The organism is Ignavibacteriales bacterium (assembly GCA_020635255.1).
GTDB lineage: Bacteria > Bacteroidota > Ignavibacteria > Tepidaquicellales > Tepidaquicellaceae > JAEYVS01.
The window spans coordinates 1,675,268-1,695,591 of record JACKAC010000001.1 but is presented as its reverse complement, the minus strand read 5'-3'; the positions used below and the strand labels follow the sequence as shown (position 1 = coordinate 1,695,591).

16 protein-coding genes are annotated in these 20,324 nt (G+C 42.2%); 8 read left to right on the top strand and 8 right to left on the bottom strand.

The annotated features are described in order from the left end of the window. The first annotated feature begins 147 nt into the window (after positions 1-147). From tig to H6614_07640, 5 genes are all read left to right on the top strand, one after another. Positions 148-1,440 (top strand): trigger factor, encoded by a 1,293-nt coding sequence (gene tig, locus H6614_07660; protein ID MCB9243531.1) that lies wholly within the window; start codon positions 148-150, stop codon positions 1,438-1,440. A gap of 18 nt (positions 1,441-1,458) precedes the next feature. Next, the gene (locus H6614_07655; GenBank protein ID MCB9243530.1) at positions 1,459-2,133 is read left to right on the top strand and encodes an ATP-dependent Clp protease proteolytic subunit; all 675 of its coding nucleotides are present in this window, start codon (positions 1,459-1,461) and stop codon (positions 2,131-2,133) included. A 162-nt stretch (positions 2,134-2,295) separates the two neighbouring features. Further along, positions 2,296-4,989 carry a DUF2723 domain-containing protein gene (locus tag H6614_07650; GenBank protein ID MCB9243529.1) on the top strand — a complete coding sequence of 898 codons (2,694 nt, stop codon included), beginning with the start codon at positions 2,296-2,298 and terminating at the stop codon, positions 4,987-4,989. 78 nt (positions 4,990-5,067) lie between these two features. Next, positions 5,068-7,101 carry a hypothetical protein gene (locus H6614_07645; GenBank protein MCB9243528.1) on the top strand — a complete coding sequence of 678 codons (2,034 nt, stop codon included), beginning with the start codon at positions 5,068-5,070 and terminating at the stop codon, positions 7,099-7,101. 8 nt (positions 7,102-7,109) lie between these two features. Continuing rightward, positions 7,110-8,171, top strand: a complete 1,062-nt coding sequence (locus H6614_07640; GenBank protein MCB9243527.1) for a glycosyltransferase family 9 protein — start codon at positions 7,110-7,112, stop codon at positions 8,169-8,171. Here the strand turns inward: H6614_07640 and H6614_07635 are convergent. The 8 genes from H6614_07635 to H6614_07600 form a co-directional block, all read right to left on the bottom strand. After that, on the bottom strand, positions 8,168-10,111 hold the full coding sequence (locus H6614_07635) for a TonB-dependent receptor plug domain-containing protein (protein MCB9243526.1): 1,944 nt from the start codon (positions 10,109-10,111) through the stop codon (positions 8,168-8,170). The genes H6614_07640 and H6614_07635 overlap by 4 nt on opposite strands. A gap of 48 nt (positions 10,112-10,159) precedes the next feature. Next, complete coding sequence (phoU, locus tag H6614_07630; GenBank protein MCB9243525.1) at positions 10,160-10,906, bottom strand: phosphate signaling complex protein PhoU; 747 nt, start codon at positions 10,904-10,906, stop codon at positions 10,160-10,162. 15 nt (positions 10,907-10,921) lie between these two features. Continuing rightward, positions 10,922-11,686 carry a phosphate ABC transporter ATP-binding protein gene (gene pstB, locus H6614_07625; protein MCB9243524.1) on the bottom strand — a complete coding sequence of 255 codons (765 nt, stop codon included), beginning with the start codon at positions 11,684-11,686 and terminating at the stop codon, positions 10,922-10,924. A gap of 85 nt (positions 11,687-11,771) precedes the next feature. Continuing rightward, complete coding sequence (locus H6614_07620; GenBank protein ID MCB9243523.1) at positions 11,772-12,821, bottom strand: potassium channel protein; 1,050 nt, start codon at positions 12,819-12,821, stop codon at positions 11,772-11,774. A gap of 56 nt (positions 12,822-12,877) precedes the next feature. After that, a complete protein-coding gene (locus H6614_07615; protein MCB9243522.1) occupies positions 12,878-13,552 on the bottom strand; it encodes an ABC transporter ATP-binding protein in 675 nt (224 codons plus the stop codon). 16 nt (positions 13,553-13,568) lie between these two features. Continuing rightward, complete coding sequence (locus tag H6614_07610; protein ID MCB9243521.1) at positions 13,569-14,795, bottom strand: ABC transporter permease; 1,227 nt, start codon at positions 14,793-14,795, stop codon at positions 13,569-13,571. Positions 14,796-14,804: 9 nt separating this feature from the next. After that, positions 14,805-15,641, bottom strand: a complete 837-nt coding sequence (locus H6614_07605) for a hypothetical protein (GenBank protein MCB9243520.1) — start codon at positions 15,639-15,641, stop codon at positions 14,805-14,807. Continuing rightward, a complete protein-coding gene (locus H6614_07600) occupies positions 15,642-16,988 on the bottom strand; it encodes an AAA family ATPase (GenBank protein ID MCB9243519.1) in 1,347 nt (448 codons plus the stop codon). Positions 16,989-17,081: 93 nt separating this feature from the next. On the opposite strand from H6614_07600, the gene H6614_07595 reads away from it, so the two are divergent. The 3 genes from H6614_07595 to H6614_07585 are packed head-to-tail and all read left to right on the top strand — an operon-like array spanning position 17,082 to position 20,300. Continuing rightward, entirely contained in the window at positions 17,082-18,404 is a 1,323-nt protein-coding gene (locus H6614_07595; protein MCB9243518.1) for an MgtC/SapB family protein, read from the top strand. Between the two features lies 1 nt (position 18,405). After that, on the top strand, positions 18,406-19,731 hold the full coding sequence (locus H6614_07590; GenBank protein MCB9243517.1) for a replication-associated recombination protein A: 1,326 nt from the start codon (positions 18,406-18,408) through the stop codon (positions 19,729-19,731). Next, on the top strand, positions 19,728-20,300 hold the full coding sequence (locus tag H6614_07585) for a hypothetical protein (protein ID MCB9243516.1): 573 nt from the start codon (positions 19,728-19,730) through the stop codon (positions 20,298-20,300). Before H6614_07590 ends, H6614_07585 begins: the two co-directional genes overlap by 4 nt. The last annotated feature ends 24 nt before the right edge of the window (positions 20,301-20,324 follow it).

Here is a 20,324-nt window from a genome sequence, read left to right as displayed (position 1 = left end):
TATATAAATTATATACTATTCGAACCTTATTTTAAATGAAAAAGTTCTGTTTTCACGCAATTGCTACATCCCTAATGCAGTTATAATGGAATTGAGTTTTGGGAATAATTAGAATAATTTAGTGGTTTAAACAAAAAAATTCTAGTATTGGAAACCAACATTAAAGAGCTTGAGGGCTGTAAAAGGGAATTTGAAGCCGTCCTCGGGTATGATGAATTAACTCCTTATTTTGACAAGGCAATAGAAAAATACAGGGAAAAGGCAGTGATCCCCGGATTCAGGAAAGGGAAAGCGCCTATTTCTATGATAAAAAAGAGATTTGGTGAAAGCATAGAATATACTTCACTCGAAGATATAGCAAACGAGGTCTTTTCCAAATATATGATGGATAATGATGTCGATATGATCGGGCATGGAAAGATGACCGACCTCGATTATCTGCCGAAAGAAAAGTTCACTTTTAAGGTAGAGTTTGAAGTAAAGCCGGAAGTAAAGCTGGAAAATTATAAAGGGTTCGATCTTACAAAAAAGAAATATGTTATCGATGATTCGCTCGTGGATGAGGAAGTCAATTACCATAAACTTAATAACGCCGAGCTGGCTATGGATGCCGAAGCGCTCGACGACGATTACGTTGTAACAGCGGATGTGCAGACGCTCGATGATGCCGGCAATATCATAATAGGTCAGGGACAAAAGGATGTAAAACTCTATCTTGGTAATAAAGATCTTTTACCTGAATTTAAATCCGCGCTCGAGGGAATAAAAGAAGGTGAGGACAGGATAGTAAATACAAAGACCAAAGACGGCAATCCTCAAAAGGTGAAACTATCGGCTACCAAAGTTGAAAAGATGATCTACCCAGAAATGAATGAAGAGTTCTTTAAAAAGATAACGGGTAAAGAAGACGTAAAGACCGAAGAAGAATTCAGGGAAGCTATCAGGGGAGAACTTGCGAAGATATATAATGACCACGGTGAACAGCATTTGCGTAATGACCTCATCAGCGAAGTTGTAAAGAACAATGACATCACAATCCCGGATACATTCACGGAAGCTATACTAAAATCCATTCTCGAGGATTACAAAAAACAGCTACCGAAAAATTACGAACTCACTCCCGAGCAACTGGATGAATTTAATAAATCACGTAAGGCGGACGCGATATTCCAGGCGAAGTGGTTCCTGATAAGGGAAAAGCTGGCTGAAATGGAGAATATTACAGCTGAGGATAGTGACTATATGGAGCTCGCTGAAGAAAATTCCGCTAGGTTTAACATTCCTGCCGATAAACTCGTAGAAGTGTATAAGGAAAATAACGATATTAGATCAAGCATCATTAGCAGGAAGGTTCTGGACTTCCTTGAAAAGAATTCAAATATAACAGAAGAGGAAGAAGTAAAGAAATTCGAGCCTCACACTCATCAGCACGAACATTAAAAACTTAATTATATAAATATGAACTACACAGATATTATCAAAAACAATCAGGACAGGATACATGACGGACTGGATCGCGTTGGCAACACATTCAATCAGCTTGTTCCGATCGTTGTGGAACAAACTGCGCGCGGAGAAAGAAGCTATGACATTTATTCGCGTCTTCTAAAAGAAAGGATCATCTTTTTAGGAAATGCCGTTTATGATGAGATCGCTTCGCTTATCGTTGCTCAGCTATTGTTCCTCGAATCGGAAGATCCCGATAAGGACATTATGCTTTATATAAATTCACCGGGCGGCAGCGTAACTGCCGGGCTCGGTATTTATGACACAATGCAGTATGTGAAGCCGGACGTTTCTACTATCTGCGTCGGATTGGCGGCATCTATGGGACAGCTCTTGCTTACCGGCGGAGCCGCAGGAAAGAGGATCGCGCTTACTCATTCTAAGATTCTTATGCACCAGCCATGGGCAGGCGGATTGCAGGGACAGACCACGGACATTCTTATTCACGCGAAAGAAATGGAAAAGACAAGAGAAACACTATATAAGATCATAGCTAATCATTCAGGACGTTCATACGAGGAAATATCCAAAGATGCGGAAAGAGACAAATATATGACCGCCGAAGAAGCCAAGGATTACGGCTTAATCGACCATATATTCGAAAAAAGGCATAAACCTGAGAATTAGTAAGAAACTCTAAAGGTTATGATAACAAAAGGGGCTATTTTCATCATGAGAATAGCTCTTTTTTGTTGAATTACATTACATTGCGATATAGTCTTATATCTTGAAATAAACTACTATTTAAGGTAATTTGAAGCTTGTATTTTAAACCTATTTCAACTATAAATGGATTTTAAACTTTCAAACAGGGTAACGGCTTCGTTCGTTTTCCTTGTTGCTGCGATTACGTATATAATTACCGTTCAGCCAACATTTTCCTTCTGGGACTGCGGTGAATTTATAGCGTGTGCCTATACCGTAGGCGTACCGCATCCTCCCGGTGGACCATTCTTTATTTTGGTGGGTAAGCTCTTTATGATGATACCATCTGCCGCGGATATCGGTCTAAGAATGAACTACTTATCTGCGCTTTCCAGCGCCGGAACGGTCGGTTTATTATATATGATATCCGTCATAGCCATTAAAAACTGGAGAGGAGTCCCAAAAACAACATTTGATATTATTACAGTTTGCGGGGGTTCGGCTATCGGCGCGTTAGCCCTGGCTTTTAGTGATACATTTTGGTTCAATGCTCTTGAAACGGAAGTTTACGGCTTTGGTACTTTCCTCATAGCCTTATGTATTTACCTGCTTATGGTCTGGTGGGAAAAGGCGGACGAAAAGGGAAGCGACAAGTATTTGCTTATCATGGCTTACGTGGTTGGTTTATCCATAGGTATTCACCTCCTTGTAGTACAATGTATTATAGTCGCAGGTTTAATATTTTACTTTAGAAGATATGAGTATACTAAGAAAACATTATTGTTTGCGCTTGTAGGTTCTGCAGTAGCTTTCTTTATAGTTTATCCGTTTATAGTTAAAAAGATCCCGCAGTTAATAGATTCGTTGGGAGTATTTGCCGTAGTATTGATATTTGGCGCGCTTATCGCGGGAATATATATTTCCATACAAAAGAAATCAGCGGTACTTAATCTTGCCGCTATGTCCATATTCTTAATAATCCTTGGTTATTCTACATATACATCTGTAGTCCTAAGATCGGGAATTCCCGACATGCCGATCGATGAGAACCAGCCTGACAACATCGAAAAGCTGATCTCATATCTCAATCGTGAGCAGTACGGACAACAGCCGTTATTCCTGCCGAGAAGATATTCGCAGGAGCCTCAGCATACGAGAACATGGCAGTTATACACCAGTGATATGGATTTTATGTGGAGATACCAGATAAATGAAATGTTTAACAGGTACCTCTTCTGGCAATTCATTGGAAGGGAAGGATACAACCAGGGTGATGGAGTTGATTTCAGTAAGTTTTTTGCGATACCATTTATACTGGGGCTAATAGGAGTCTTTTACCAATTTAAAAAGGACTGGAAGCTGGCTTTCGTCTTCCTCGTCATGTTCCTGGTGATGGGTGTGGTTACCGCCCTTTACCAGAATCAGCAGGACCCGCAGCCGAGAGAGAGGGATTACTTTTATGTCGGGGCGTTTATGGTCTTTGCGATGTGGATAGGCTTCGGCGTTGTCGCATTGATAGACCAGCTCTCGGATTGGATAAAGAACGGAAAGCCAAGTATGGCGATAGCAAGTACTGTCGTTATTATAGGGTTGGTAGCGGCACCTATAAATATGTTCCGGGTGAACTATCATTATCTCGATAGAAGCGACAACTACTTCCCGTATAATTATGCCTATAATATTCTGCAGAGCGCCGAGAAGGACGCTATAATATTTACGAACGGTGATAACGACACATTCCCGATATGGTGTATACAGGCAGTTTACGGTATACGCCAGGACGTAAGGGTTGTTAACCTTTCGCTCGGTCAGACACCGTGGTACATTAAGCAGTTGAAAAATTCACGTCCGTACGGCTCACTGCCGGTACCCATGACAATGACCGATGAGCAGATAGATAAACTGCTTCCTTCACAATGGCCGGACAATAAGATGATGTCGCTCGAGGTACCGAAGACGGCTTACCCGGATTCGATGCAGAACAGACCCGACCTCCCAACACAGATAGATTTTGTTATGCCTCCGACGATCAGGCAGAGACAGGGCAACCAGGTCGTAACTGCAATTAAGGTAAATGATATTATTGTATATGATATTATAAGAGCTAATAACTGGAAAAGACCGATCTACTTCTCGCTTACGGTGACGGAAGATAACTACATTGGTTTAAATGAGTATCTTATTACGCAGGGAATGCTCCAAAAGATCGTTCCATATAAAGCCACCGATGAAATAGGATTAGCGGTCAACGAGAAAGTGATGCACGAGTGCTTGTTTGACCAGCCGGATAAACCTTACCCGGATCCGCATTACGGATTCATATTCAAGGGTCTGGATGATAAGAACATATTCTATAACCAGGATGCCGAGCGAATGATACAGACCTACAGGTCACTATTCCTAAGGCTCGCGCTGGCATACTCAAAGAATCCTGCTACACAGCCGGAAGTAACGTCTGTTGTCGCTGAGATGGAAAAGAGGATCCCGCAGGATGTTATCCCGATGGATTACAGGCTGAAGTACGAGGTAGCGATGATGTATTTCAGGATGGGTAATGAAACGGAGTTTAAGCAATGGGCGGGACAGGCAATCGAAGGAGCTAACAAAGATATGCAGGAAAATCCGGCCAATATGCGGGGATCGTTCAATCCGTATATAATACTCATCGATCTTTATGATGGATTGGGTGATTACAGAGCCGAGCTCGAGATATTACAGCGTGTTCAGGCAATGAACCCGCAGGATCAGTCTGTTGCCCAAAAGATACAGGACGTACAGAGAAAAATGAGCGGCGGAAGTTTGACGCCTGATACAACAAAAACCGATACTACAAAGTAAATTGATTGGCGATCATAATTAAATAATGATATAATAATAATCCCGGCGCACGTCGGGATTATTTTTTAATACAGGATAATGGCAAAGAGCAAAACGGCAAAGACGGTTACACATACAGCAAAAACAACAAATGATAACAACACGGTATATATTTTGCTGGGGCTGATATGCGCTATCTTCGTTTATTTCTGCTTCCAGACAAAATTCGTACAGGACGACGCGTTTATCACATTCCGTTACGTGGAAAACTTCATACACGGTAACGGGCTTGTATTTAACATAGGCGAGAAAGTCGAGGGATACACTAACTTTCTCTGGCTGTTATTGCTGAGTCTTTTTGCTTTGCTAGGAATGAATATAATCGACATCTCACAATATCTGAGTGTTGGTTTTGGCGTGATGACACTCATTATGACATTTAAGATATCGGTACTGATCCGCCTTAAAGATGAAGCAAAAACGTCAAAGAAATCGAAGACACCGGCAGTTTCCGGCGGTAACTCCGCTAAACTCCTCGATCTGATCCCGGTGATACTCACTGCATTCGTCGGGGCATTCCAGTACTGGTCTATCAGCGGTATGGAAACGTCCATGTTCGTGGCACTTTCTTTTCTTGGTATCTATTATTACCTGCGCGACATGGATAAACCGGGTGTAGTCTTTACATATCCCGTTGCTTTATTCCTGGCGTCGCTAACACGCCCGGAGGGAATGTATGTTTTCGGTATAATCATCCTTCATAAGATCATCATGGCTTTCCGCAAGGACAAAGGCGGTGCAATAAAATCACTTTTGTCTAAGGACAACCTGCTTACATACAGCGTATATGTTCTTCCCATGATATTGTTCATGCTTTTCCGTTTGGCATATTACGGCTACCCATTCCCGAATACCTTCTATGCAAAGACAGGCTTTTCGGCAGTGTACCTTGAAACAGGATGGGGGTATTTCTGGGATTTTACATCCGGGTACCTGTTGTGGGGTATCGCATTTATCTCGCCCCTGGTTTTATTCAAACGAAAAGAGATATTCTCGCAAACGCTCCTGATATTTATGATGTATTTTCTTTACACGATCTACATCATTTCGATAGGCGGTGACGTGCTTCCCTTATATAGATTTTTCTTTTTTGTAGGACCGCTTGTATTCATTCTTTTCGGAAAAGTCCTTACGCTCGTTTATTTTTACATTAAACAGAATATGACCGGCGGTAAGCCTGCCGGGGCGGTGGCGGTTGTGCTGATAGCCGTTTGCCTGTATTCGTATTATAATTATTCTAACCAGAAGGAAGCAATAGACCAAAAGATGCAATTGGAGAACGGTCTCGTGCAGAAGATGCAGATAGCAGGTGAGTGGTTCAATAAGAAGCAACAAGAGAAAGGCGCGACGCTCAATGTAGGCGCGACGACCATCGGTGCGCTTTCTTATTACGCAGGCGATAAGGTGAATATTATCGATATGCTGGGGCTGACCGATGAGGAAGTTGCGCATAATCCTCAGCCGATACCCGAAATATCCGAGGGATTTGTTGGTTGGAAGGAAAGGAACTATAACGTCGATTATATAATGTCGCGCGACCCTGATTATATTTATTTCTCAACGGGAATAAAGCCCAGCGCTTATGCGGAAAGAGCTCTATTTACAAATAATGAGTTCCTGGATTATTATTTCCCTTCGTATTTCACGATCAAAGACAAAAACTTTTCCGATGTAGTTTACAAAAGGAAATCCGATGCCGAGGTACAGGCTGATACGAATAAATTCCCGGACAATCCAAACTACAAAAAATCTTTTATCAATAACTACACCGGGGGGATGAACCTCTCACGGGATAAGACCAAGACCAATGAGGCAATCGCTCTATTCCAAAAAACAATAGATGAAGGTCCTCCGCAGTTCGGTACTCCGTATCAGTTCATAGGGGAGTCGTACCTGAAACTCGGCGACAAGCAGAAAGGTATCGAGAACCTGGAAAAAGCGGTGCAGGTCGATGATTACAATGTACTGGCTCATTATTATTTGTATAGTTTAGCGATGGAATCGGGTGACACCGTCACAGCGCAGAGTCACCTGCAAAAGATAATGAAGTATTCTCCGGAAATGCTTCAATAGGTACTCATATGAGGATAATAGTAAATGCTCTTTCGGGGAATGGTGATGCATTGATGTTTTCTCCCTCCCTGAGGCTTCTCAAGGAGAAGTTTCCCGAAGCGGAGATAAACATGCTCGCCATGTTCAAGTCCGTCAAACAAATGTATTCCCACAATCCATACCTTAACGAGATATTCTTCATAGATTTTCTACGTCAGTCAAAGTTTAAATCACTTTCCGCAATAAAGAAGATCAGAGCAAGGAAGTATGATGTTGGTATCAATGTATACCCGGCAAACCGTTACGAGTATAATGTTCTTAATTACCTAATAGGAGCAAAGGAGCGTATATCGCATCACTATACACATACGGCTTTTAGCCGAATGGAATTCCTTAATAATACATTAGTAAATGAGGTTCCTAACCGTCACAACGTCTTACAGAACCTCGATCTCATTAAAAAGCTTACCCCTGTGCATGACTCGTCCGCAGGAGGGCTGGAGATCTATCTGAGCGATACGGATAAAGAAAAAGCGCTCGACTGGATTGATGAGATAAATCCGGACGGTAAGCTCCTTGTTGGGTTTCATGCAGGTTCATCTACTTTGAAAAACCACATTCACAAAAGATGGGATGCCGACAGATACGCCGAGATAGGTAAGAGATTAATGAATGATTTTAATGCCAGGATACTTTTGTTTGGTATAGAGCATGACGTTAATAATTATATTTATGAGAAGCTTAACGGCGAAGCCGTAATTGCCTCCACATCCGATTATATGGATTCCATGGCTCGTATGGCTCACTGCGGTCTGTTTATTTCCAATGACACAGCCTTTATGCATTCCGCCGCCGCATTCAAAATTCCTACCATAGCTATTTTTGGATATACTAATTATCTAGAATTATATCCGTGGCAGACCGAGCATTTCACTGTAAGACGGCTTTTATCATGCAGTCCTTGTTTTTATAATTCGCCAAAGCCCGTTGAGTGTATATGGAAAGGAAAAGATGAGTTTCAGTGTATCAGGCAGATAAGTGTACAGGAAGTCTATAACGGGTGCAGAAAGCTTCTCTCGAAATCTCTCTAGTTAAGGAAATCCCACGTAATAGTAAATCTCGATAGGGAATTGAACGCTCCACCGCGGTCATCCCATGGGTAGAGATATGTGTCGTAGTTGAAATTATCGAATAGGTTGGCGAATGTGAAAGCTATATTCGCGCTACCAATACGGGCGGAGACGTAGAAATCCATGTTGAAGAGATTATCGATATAAGTGGAATCAGTTATTGGTTGTGAATTGAAGGTGTAAGGGTCGTAATAAAGCTGGTTATAAGGTTGTGTAAGAAGGTTGTGTAAGTATTTAAGATTTATTCCGACTCTTAAATTTAAATTATCTTTGAAGAGAAGATCATGAAAGCTTATGTCTCCCTTAACAAAAAACTCCGGTTCGTTTGGTTCAACAGATCCCTCGTTGTAATTTACTACTGCTCTGGCATCGATATACTCTGTTAATAAGCCGGCTTCATAATTTCCATCTGCTAATCTGACTTTATCATGGGCGGATTTTCCGTATTGATACAGCTTAGCATAGAAATATTTTGAGCTGAATTTGATCCCCGCCTCTGTGTACCTCGATGATGTAGTATTTATCGGATTAACACCCGATGAATCCGGATTAAACCACAATAGATATAAATATGTGATGTTACCATACTGCCCGCTTGTACCGCCAAATGCGGATACAGATATATCATTATTTTTGTAGAAGGTGTAATTAGTTTCTATTCCCGACTGAATGAAGCTCTGCGAATAGAGATTATCATACCTTCCGGAAAGAGTAATTACCAGTTCTTTGTAGTAGGTGTCCAATTTTCCAATTGCGGAGTAATAATTTGCGTTAAATCTGTTTATTTCTCCTTCGAGTGTAGGGTTTGGGTAGTCAAAATCAAATATATTCAGGCTCATATTTCCACCGATGAGCAAGTTGGTATTTATGTCTTTGCTTATCTTAAACCCTAAATTCTGCTTGACGTCCAGCCCGTATTGTATCACATGGAAATTTTTGCTGATGAATATACCGTTTGAATTCGTTCTGTTTTCCTCATCCCTGTATTCTCGCAGAGAGTTCTGTGAATATAATCTGACCTTTGTTAATGAATTTCTGTTTTTAAATAACCTTCCGGTGTATGAAAAGTCGTAATAAAAATTAGTAAGTTTTTCATACGCATCCGAGTTTACAACCTGCGCATCGTCCGCACTTCGTAATGTATCTTCGGTCGAATATATTAACCCACCGTTTAGACCTCTTTGAATGTTTGCGTAGTTAATATTAAGACGGATGTTTGCCTTTGGTGATATGAGCCAATTTACTTTTCCTCTTGCGCGCCACACATCGAAGTCGGAATTTGTGTATCTGCCGGTTATCGAGCGCTTGTTTGCTCCTATTTGCCAATTCAATTTCCTTGAAAAAGACTGGCTGAAATATACGTCCGCGTCTTCCGATCCGTATCTGCCTTGCGAAAACCTTAATTGTGAGAATAATTCGGGCTGGAAAATATCCTTTGTGATTATATTAATTGATTTTGTTTGAGTATTGTACCCCCACAGGAAGGATGATATATTCGATAGTTCTTCGATCGTATCTATCTCATTCACGGATATATTCTCGATGTCAAATCCTCCAAAGAGGTTGTCATTAATTTGTATCCCGTCTTTAAAGATACCGATACCTTTTTCATCCATCCGGTTAAAGTTTATCACATTCCTTCCACCGTCATCAAAAAAATTTACCATATACCCGGGTCTTTCATTTAATATCTCTCCCAAATTCCTTTTATCATTCCAGATCCAGTCGCTAATACCGATGGTTTCGGATGTATTGGAGAGCCGGTATGCGCCGGGTATTTTGTTCACATCGAAAGGTATCTTTACTGTATCATTGGATGATGGGGTGCGGGTACTATCTCCGTTTTGAGAAAAAACGGTATTTGTGCAAAATACGAGGAATATTGCAAGATAAAGCTTCACCCTGCAATACTAATTAATATATGGTTTAATAGAAATTGAAAAAAAATACTAGAATGTGTTATCTTCAGAGCTGGGTTCGTCCGAATGTTCTTCGTCGGAGAGATCGTCGTCCTCTTTGGGAGGATGCGCGTATTTATCGATGTTCTTTTTGTGTTTGATAAATTTCGCGTCGGTGAGGAATATTACGTCTTCCGCTACATTAGTAGCGTGATCGGCAAGGCGTTCAAGGTTCTTAGCAAGCGTGAGTATGTGAGAGCATGGTTCTATGGAATGCTGATCGTGCCTCATTTTTTCGACCACTTCGTCGAACATATCTCTTTCCATATCATCTACTACGTCATCAAGTTTTATTATTTCTACAGCCAGTTCAGTATCTATATTTACGAATGAGTCTATGCTTCCCTTCACTATTTTTTGAACTGCGGCTGACATTTCATCTACCTTGAACTCGAATAACAGGTCTGTATGATCGGCAAGAGGTTCGATCTTGTGAGCAATATTAACCGCTAGGTCGCCCATTCTTTCAAGATCGTTGTTTATTTTGAGCGCGGTCATTATTAAACGAAGGTCGATCGCAACGGGCTGTGTGAGGGCAAATATCTTCTGGCAGTGTTTGTCTATTTTGACATCGAACTTATCTACCTGTTCGTCACCGTCAACCACCTTTTGGATGACGCTCCTATCCCCGGTAAGAAGTCCCTTTATTGCGGTAGCGATCTGCTCCTCAACGAGGCTTCCCATTTTTATGATCCTTGCCTTTAACTGATCAAGTTCTTCTTCCAGGTATTGGTACATAAGCGTTTATTATTATTAACCGAATTTTCCGGTGATATAGTTCTGTGTCTTTTCGTTTTTGGGTTTCGTAAATATATTTTTCGTCGAATCGTACTCTATTACGTCCCCGGTCAGGAAAAATGCACAATTATCACTAACCCGTGATGCTTGCTGCATGTTATGTGTTACAATAACAATGGTAATACTTTTTTTCAATTCAAATATTAACTCTTCTATTTTATTGGTCGAAATGGGATCCAGGGCGCTAGCCGGTTCATCCATGAGTATTATTTCTGGATTTACAGCCAGGGCGCGCGCTATACAGAGCCGCTGCTGCTGTCCGCCCGATAGTCCAAGCGCGGATTCATGTAAACGGTCTTTCACTTCGTCCCAGAGTGCGGCTTTAATAAAGCTTTCCTCAGCAATCTCGTCCAATAGTTTTTTGTTCTTTACCCCGTTTATCTTTGGACCGTAGGTTACGTTTTCGTAAATGGATTTTGGGAATGGATTGGATTTTTGGAATACCATGCCTACCCGTCTGCGCAGAGATACAACATCTACCCGCTTATCATAAATATCTACGTCGTCAATTAATACCTTACCTTTGATGGTTACGCCGTCGATTAGATCATTGAGCCTGTTGAGCGTTCGGAGAAAAGTAGACTTACCGCACCCGGACGGACCGATGAGCGCAGTGATCTTGTTAGGCTCTATATCCAGGTTAATATTTTTAAGAGCGTGGACCTTGCCTCTATCGTAGTACAGGTTGAGATCTTTTGTAACTATCTTAGGTTTGCTCAATGATAAGGAAAATTAAATTGAAATATACAAAAAAATAATCAAAACGCGGTAATTCCTCTGTAAAATTTGTGTTAATAAAAAGCCCTTACATGCTTTTTATTACTTCCCTGGCTTTCTTTATTTGCTCACGGGAACCCAGGATTATGACTTTTGTACGGCTTGTCAGTTCCATATCTATATCCGGATTCACCAGGTACTTTCCTTCTTCATCCTTTAGTCCTATTACGTTTGCCCCTGTTTTCCTTCTCAGGTCAAGCTTGCGTATAGTAACCTTTTCATCTTTTATTCCTTCCAGCGAAAATTCTTCGAATGATATGTTGAAGCCCGTATCGCGCCCGGTCAGCATTGCCAGGAATTGCATTATATCGGGCTCGGTAACTAGTATTGCCATGTGAGAACCGCCGATCTTTTCAGGCATGATCACATAATTGGCTCCGGCGCTTTTTAGTTTGCTTACGGAGTCCTCATTAGATGCCCTGCTTATGATATTAATACCAGGGTTAAGCTCTTTTGCCGAAAGGACTACGTAAACGTTATCCGGATCCGACGGCAGAGTAGAAACTATAGAGGAAGCATGTTTGATACCGGCTCTTATGAGCACGTCCTCGTCGGTTGCATTACCGTCTATGTACAGCATATCTTCTCTGTCACGGAGCTCCTCGACAAGTTCCTTTTTGCTATCGATCACAACGAAATCATTTCCGCGTGAGAGAAGCACCTCGCACACCTGCTTTCCGTTTCTGCCGTAACCGCAGACTATTGTATGTCCTTCAAGCTTATCTATTTTCTTGTAAACTTTAAATGTTTTGAAGAAATTTTTAAATTCACCTTCAATGATAAACCCGCCGATGGTCGTAACTCCGTAAAAGAAGATCCCAATATTAGTAACGATCAAAAGGGTTGTAAATAACCTGCCTGCGTCGCTAAGTGGCTGGACCTCCAGAAATCCCACCGTCGACGTAGTAATAACAGTCATGTAAAACGCGTCTATCAGAGCGTAATTTTCGATCAGCATATACCCGGCGGTGCCAAATATCGTAGAAAGAATTATAAGAACAACCGTTATGACGATCTTTTTGTAATACCTGGATATATAAACATCGCTCCTGAAAGAACGCCTGAATTCCGATGCCATCTATCCTCCCAGGATTAATTATACATATTAGAAAATATGAATTATTCCCAAATAAATCACTTTATTACCATGCCATCCTGAAGGCGAATCACCCTGTCACATCTTCCTGCGAAATCCTCGTTATGTGTAACTATTACAAAGGTATGACCGAACTTATCCCTTAAGCCAAATAACAGCTCCATAATAGCATCAGCGTTTTCGCTGTCCAGGTTACCTGTTGGCTCGTCAGCGAGTACCAGCCGCGGCGAATTTATCAATGCGCGTGCTATCGCAACCCTCTGCGCCTCACCCCCGGATAGTTCCGACGGCTTATGAGATTCTCTTTCCGAAATACCGACCTCCTTCATCAACTCGCGCGCTCTGTCTTCGTTCTTAGTTCCTCCTATCATCGACGCAATGAGTACATTTTCGAGAGCCGTGAATTCCGGCAGAAGATGATGAAATTGAAATATAAATCCTAAACTTTTGTTCCTGAATTCGGATATCTGCTTCTCTCGCATCGCGAAGATGTCATTCCCCTCAAATAATACCTGCCCCGTATCGGGTTTATCCAGCGTGCCGAGTATGTGAAGAAGTGTGCTTTTCCCCGTACCGGACTTACCGACGATTGCCACCACTTCGCTGTCGTATATTTCTAGATCTATCCCTTTTAAAACGTCGAGATAGTTTTTCTTCGTTATCTTATAAGACTTCTTCAGGTCTTTTGCTGATAGTATTACTTTTTTATCCATTCGTATTAATTGAAAATTATTCCCACCTGATCGATTGTATCGGGTCGGATTTAGCGGCTTTGTAAGCCGGGTATATAGAAGCAAAGAAACACAACAAAAATGCTGCGAGGGGCACGGTTATAAAATCCATCACTCTGAGCTCAACCGGCAACGCATCAACTGCATAGCGCATGGGGTCTAGCTGATAAAATTTAAATTGTATTTGTCCCAGTATCGTGAGAAGCCCCAGCAATGTCCCTACAACCATCCCTATAAGTCCCACGGTTATCCCTTCGTACAGGAATATTCTCCTTATCATTTTTTCCGTTGCGCCGATCGCTTTTAATACGCCTATATCCCTTTTCTTCTCGATAACCGTCATAGTAAGGGAAGTAAGTATATTAAATGAAGCCACAACGATAATTAAGCTCAATATACTGAACGATACCCAGCGCTCGATATTCATCAATGAGTAGAAATCCGCGTGCAGGTCGTACCATGTAGAAACGGTATAATCCGGTCCAAGTTTTTCTTCTAACTCTTTTTTGACCGACTCGGATGCTTTTATATCGTTTAACCGTATATCGATACCATTAACATTATCGCCCAGATCGAATAACTGCTGTGAGTTTCCCAGCGAAATGAACGCATATTTATTGTCATATTCCTTATTGTCCGATTCGAATATTCCCCGCACTATGAACTTCTTTGTAATAGGCTCTACGAACTGTGTGAGGGATTTCTCCAGCCCGACAGTGCTTATCATTGTAACCGTATCACCTTCGAGACTTCTAAGCTCCCCGGCAAGTGTCCTGCCGAGAACTATCCCGCCTATGTCACCTTTATCTTTAAGGTTAAGCTCACCGAGTATGGTGGACTGTTCAAGCCCGGATACTTCACCGTACTTCTTCTCGTCGATCCCTTTTATGTAAACCGCCTTTGTAACGTCATTCGTCGCTATGAGTCCTTTATTCAGCGTGAAAGGGGAGGAAGCCTTCATGTCGATGTCATTTATCTTCCCTGACAGCTCCTGGTAATTGCTTAGCTGGTTAGAATTCTTCGATTCTATCCTTATGTGCGGATCGAATGCAACCAGAAGTGACGTTACCTTTGAATTGAACCCGTTGAATACAGAAAGAACGATTATCATTGCCGCGACACCGATTGTTACACCGACTATGGAGATGGTCGAGATGATGGTGATGAAATTCATCCGCTTCTTTGAAAACAGGTACCGCCTCGCTATGAAATATTCTACGCTCATCTTCTAAATTTACTCGTCGAATACTATCACCGACTCCGTGTATTGTCTTACTTTGTTCTTGTCTATTTTATTTAGAAGCATCTGCTCGAGCTCCTTGGTTTTGGCTTTGACATTTCCCTCGGTCAATAACTTCTTTATCTCATACTTTACGTGAAGAACCCTGTTCCTCAATATGTGCCTGGTTATACCGGCAGGGATCTTCTTATTACTCTTCGCGATCTTTACTATATGCTCTTTTTTGAGTTTCGGAAATTCGATCAGGGTTCCTTTTCTGCGCGTGAACTTCTTAAGGTCGGAAAAATTTATCTCCGGCTCGGAGCGGTCGAACGAATATTTCTTGAAGTACAGGTGTGTAATGTCATTAAGCTGGTCTATCATCTTCCCGAAATCCTTTGATAAAGTGATTACCATCGTCTCGTTCTTTTTTATGTCCGATACCAGCACTCTGTTGAGGTTATTGTGAAGTATTTTCTTGCCGTTCTTTACGCTCGTGAAAGTGTACTTTAGCTTGTACTTATCGCAGTAATCCTTTATCACATTATCATCCATGTCGTAAACAAGGTGATTCCACTTTGACAGCTTTGTATGGCCGTCCTTATAATCTATTATCTGCGCGAGCACCAGCTTACAGCCGATGTCTTTGAGCGAACTGTACCTGTTCGCGCCGTCGATGAGGATAAGGTCTTTGTTGTATTGAGCTACTATGATCGGGTTAATGAGGTGCTTGTCGCGCCGTATACGTGAGTAAATATTACGAAGCCGCTTTGTTTCGGTGTCCTCGTGAAGCTTGATGTCGTTTATCTTTAAGAGTTTCAGGTCAAAAAAGCTGTCGGTGTAATTTATCATTTATTTTTTGGAACCGCCTTTTGCTTTTTCAAAATCGATTTGCCCTTCACCTTTCATCTTAACATGGATATCGTCGCCCGGCAGAAACTCTCCGTTAAGCAGCCTCTCCGAAAGGGGATTGGTAATGTACTTTTGGATAGTACGTTTTAGCGGCCGCGCCCCGTAATTAATATCGAACCCGAGCTTTCCTAACCAGTCCTTTACATCCGTATCTACTTCCATACCCATCTGGTTGTGCTGTAGCATCCTCTGTACGCTTGCAAGCTGTAGGTCCACTATGAGCCTTATCTCTCCTTCGGTAAGAGGCTTAAAGAGTATTATTTCGTCTATCCTGTTTAAAAACTCCGGTCGTATGGTTGCCTTTAGCAGGTCGAAAAGCTTCGACCTTAATTCGCTCATCACTTCGTCCCTGTTCTTTTCGGTTATGTCTTGCAGTCTTTCCTGTATAATATGAGAGCCGATGTTGGACGTCATTATGATTATCGTATTCTTGAAGTTCACCGTCTTTCCCTTTGAATCCGTCAGCCTGCCTTCATCGAGTACCTGAAGTAAAATATTGTAAACGTCCGGGTGAGCTTTTTCTATTTCGTCGAGAAGCACCACACAATATGGCCTCCTTCTGACTGCTTCAGTCAGCTGACCGCCTTCCTCATAGCCTACATATCCCGGAGGCGCGCCAATAAGACGCGACACGGAGAACTTCTCCATATATTCGCTCATATCTATTCTCACGATCGCCTTTTCATCATCGAATAAAAACTCAGCCAGCGCTCGCGCCAGCTCCGTCTTACCTACACCCGTTGTACCAAGGAAAATAAACGACCCGATGGGTCTGTTCTCATCCTGGAGTCCAGCACGTGACCTTCGTATTGCTTCCGATACTGCAACAACCGCTTCCTTTTGTCCTATCAGCCTCTGTGCGAGGTTTTCTTCCATCTTCAATAGCTTCTCACGCTCGCCCTCCAGCATCTTGCTAACCGGTATTCCCGTCCACCTCGAGACGATCTCCGCTATGTCATCCGCATCTACCTCCTCTTTCAGCATCTGCTTATTCTCTTGAACTTTTTTCAGTTCGGAGTTCTTTGTCTCTATGGTCTTTTCGAGTTCAGGGATTTTTCCGTACCTGATTTCCGCTACTTTGGACAGGTCGCCTTCGCGTTCATATCGTTCGGCTTCGGCTTTTAGATTATCGATTTCCTCCTTGGACGCCCGTATGGTTTTAATAAGCTCCTTCTCCAAATTCCAGTGTGCGGTTAACTCGTCCCTCTGGGATTTGAGTTCGGCAAGCTCTTTTTCGATTTCATCCAGGCGTATTTTGGTGGGATTTACGGTTGTATCTTTAGCCATTTTTTACACATTTTTTTAACGTAATTCTTTAAATTAATGAATTAAAACACTTATTTCTATGTAATAAGTCTTATAATTAAGGTAAATTTAGTAATGATATCCCATTTATTGATATTTTTGCAGGTTAGTATCCCGACGGGCTATGATACACAAAAGCTCATTATTGGGATGCTCGTTTCGGTAGGGATCGGGATATTAATTGGACTCGAGCGGGAATATTCACATAAAAAAGAGGAGCGAACTGGAAGTGATAACCTCCTCATGGCAGGTATCAGGACATACCCGATCATTACTTTACTGGGCTATATTATAATGTTCCTTTCGGCTTCGTTAACCATCTGGCTCTTTTTTGTAACACTTGTGGCTGTTTTGGTATATGTTGGCATGTTTTACTACAGGAATTCAAAGCTGGGACATACCGGTACTACCTCAGAATTCTCCGTCGTCATTGCATATCTCCTCGGTGCTATGGTGTACCTTGATTATACTTTGCTTGCAGTAGGCATTGGAGTGTTTCTTACGATCACCCTCGCGTTTAAGCTTCGCATCCACAAAGCGATTGGTAAGCTTACGGAAAAAGACATACACGCTATCATACAATTCGTTATTATGGCGGCGCTGTTGCTTCCGCTCTTGCCGGATGAAGATTACGGACCGGATGGTGTGCTTAATCCATTCAAGATCGGTCTTATTATTGTTCTTCTAACAGGATTGAATTTCGTCGGGTATCTTCTTGGTAAATTTATCAATACAGGGAAGAGTGTGATCCTAACGGGCATTCTCGGAGGATTTATTTCGAGCACGGCTGTAACGTGGCATTTCTCGCGCCAGAGCAAAGCCGGGAAGGGCGTTCCTTCATACCAGGCGGCCGCGGTCATTGTTGCTTCATCCATTATGTTCCTTCGCATCGCGTTCCTGCTCTACATTTTGAATAAAGAACTTTTTGAACAGAGCGCTGCGGGGATGATAATTGTTGCAGGTATAGGTATTGGTATCGGTTATCTTATCGTAAGAAATTCCAAGGTCACTCATTCCGAACGAGGAATTGTTTCTAAGAACCCGCTTAATCTTACGGAAGCACTGAAATTCGGAGCGGTCTTCGTTTCGATATTGCTTCTGGTCGGGCTGGCTAAGGAATACATAGGAACCGGGGCGATATATGCCGTCAGCGCAATATCCGGTCTGACTGATGTGGACGCGGTAGTTATATCTATGGCAAACCTCGCCGGGGTCAATCTGGCTATTAACGTCGCTTTCACCGGGGTAATTATTGCCGCCGCTTCCAATACACTGGTTAAATATGCAATGTGTCTTATATTCGGTAAGCCTGAGCTTAAAAAATATGCATCGATTGGATTTATCCCTGTGTTTTTAACTTTTGTATTATATGTTGTAATAAAACGAGCCTTCTTTTAATATGGATCTTTTTGGAAACGAAATAAATAAGAAGAAAGCAAAAGCAGAAAGCCGTCCGTTAGCGGAGCGAATGAGGCCGACTTCGCTCGATGATTTCTTCGGGCAGTCACACTTGCTTGGCGCAGGGAAACCCATCCGCACCATGCTGGAAAAGGGCGAACTCGTCTCGATGATATTCTGGGGACCGCCCGGCGTTGGAAAAACCACACTGGCTCTAATTATCGCGCACGTGATAAAGGCAGATTTTATACAGCTCTCAGCCGTCAGCGCGGGAGTAAAGGACGTCCGCAGCGCAATAGAAAAAGCCGAATACAACCTCGAGCGTACCGGCAAAAGGACAATACTTTTCATCGACGAAATACACCGCTTTAATAAATCACAGCAGGACTCACTTCTTCACAGTGTGGAGCAGGGGACTATTATTCTCATTGGCGCTACGACGGAGAATCCTTCATTCGAAGTTATCTCACCTCTTCTCTCGAGGTGCAGGGTTTACGTACTGGAAGAGCTTTCCGTGGATGATCTATCGCGGATAATAGATGAGGCTCTCGAAAAGGATGAAGCCCTGGGCAAGCTCGACATTACAGTAGAAGATAAGGATTCACTCATCGGGCTGTCCGGCGGAGATGCGCGGAAACTACTCAACGGGCTGGAGCTTGCGGTTAAACTTTCTTCACCCGATAGCGAAGGTAAAGTCCATATAACTACGGATAAAATAAAAGAAGCGTTTCAAGCTAAATACATCCGTTACGATAAAGACCGTGAAGAGCATTATAATATCATCTCCGCATTCATAAAAAGTATCCGGGGCAGTGATCCCGATGCTGCTCTCTACTGGATGTCCCGCATGCTTAAAGGCGGAGAAGATCCGAAGTTTATCGCGCGAAGGATGGTCATTCTCGCATCGGAAGACATCGGGAATGCCGATCCATACGCGCTCACACTTGCCACAAGTTGTTTCACGGCAATAACATACATAGGTATGCCGGAGGGACAACTTGTGCTGGCGCAGACCGCGACGTACCTCGCGAGCTGTGATAAGAGCAACGCTTCGTATATGGCACTAAAAGCCGCAAATGAAGACGTGGAAAATAAACCCGCTTACGGTGTTCCTCTGCACTTACGGAATGCCCCGACCAAACTAATGAAAGACCTCGATTATGGAAAAGATTATAAATACGCGCACCAGTTCGAGGACAACTTCGTCGATCAGGTGTATCTGCCGGAGGAATTGAAGGATGCGATATATTACGAACCAAAAGAATCGGGTAAGGAAAGCAAATTCCTTGAGCGCCTGAAAAAATTGTGGAGTAAAAGAAGAAAATGAATAAATTTATTTTTTTATCAATAATCTGGGTTTTATTTTTAACTTCATGCCGGCAATCGAAGAATGAAGATGCGGAGCCAAAGGAGGATGCTTTGCCCGATCCTGAGGTAGAATACCTGGAAGAAAATTTATCAGAAGATAAATCTCCTTTGGATTCGATAACAATTGAAAAATCGGAAAATGGGAATGATTTTTCTTTCACTATCGTTCTGGAATATTTTGACACGACATCACACGACATAAGCAATATCAGGGAAGGCTTGATTGATGGGAAAGACTTTTGGGGAACAGATGGGGATGTTCCGGCAAAACAAATAAAGAAATTTTTATTGAAGATTAATAATGAGCGAATCAATATCGATCCTGATATATATAAGAATTTTTATAACCCTAGAATTGACCCTACTAGTATGGGTGCTTTTTGGGGTAATAATTCCGAATCGGTTTTTGTTTTTATGAATGGAAGTGATGGAGCCGGGGCTTACAGTGTTGTGTGGAGTCTCCAAAAAAATGGTTCGTCTTCCTATTCTGTTAATTATGATTACCTTTATTTTCAGTTCAATCAATAATCTCTGTACCCTCTGTGTCTCCGT

Bases quoted from the DNA above. Each gene is read 5' to 3' on its own strand.
- H6614_07655 (MCB9243530.1), top strand. From the start codon at position 1,459: ATGAACTACACAGATATTATCAAAAACAATCAGGACAGGATACATGAC.
- H6614_07650 (MCB9243529.1), top strand. From the start codon at position 2,296: ATGGATTTTAAACTTTCAAACAGGGTAACGGCTTCGTTCGTTTTCCTT.
- H6614_07645 (MCB9243528.1), top strand. From the start codon at position 5,068: ATGGCAAAGAGCAAAACGGCAAAGACGGTTACACATACAGCAAAAACA.
- H6614_07640 (MCB9243527.1), top strand. From the start codon at position 7,110: ATGAGGATAATAGTAAATGCTCTTTCGGGGAATGGTGATGCATTGATG.
- phoU (MCB9243525.1), bottom strand. From the start codon at position 10,906: ATGTACCAATACCTGGAAGAAGAACTTGATCAGTTAAAGGCAAGGATC.
- H6614_07620 (MCB9243523.1), bottom strand. From the start codon at position 12,821: ATGGCATCGGAATTCAGGCGTTCTTTCAGGAGCGATGTTTATATATCC.
- H6614_07615 (MCB9243522.1), bottom strand. From the start codon at position 13,552: ATGGATAAAAAAGTAATACTATCAGCAAAAGACCTGAAGAAGTCTTAT.
- H6614_07610 (MCB9243521.1), bottom strand. From the start codon at position 14,795: ATGAGCGTAGAATATTTCATAGCGAGGCGGTACCTGTTTTCAAAGAAG.
- H6614_07605 (MCB9243520.1), bottom strand. From the start codon at position 15,641: ATGATAAATTACACCGACAGCTTTTTTGACCTGAAACTCTTAAAGATA.
- H6614_07600 (MCB9243519.1), bottom strand. From the start codon at position 16,988: ATGGCTAAAGATACAACCGTAAATCCCACCAAAATACGCCTGGATGAA.
- H6614_07595 (MCB9243518.1), top strand. From the start codon at position 17,082: ATGATATCCCATTTATTGATATTTTTGCAGGTTAGTATCCCGACGGGC.
- H6614_07590 (MCB9243517.1), top strand. From the start codon at position 18,406: ATGGATCTTTTTGGAAACGAAATAAATAAGAAGAAAGCAAAAGCAGAA.
- H6614_07585 (MCB9243516.1), top strand. From the start codon at position 19,728: ATGAATAAATTTATTTTTTTATCAATAATCTGGGTTTTATTTTTAACT.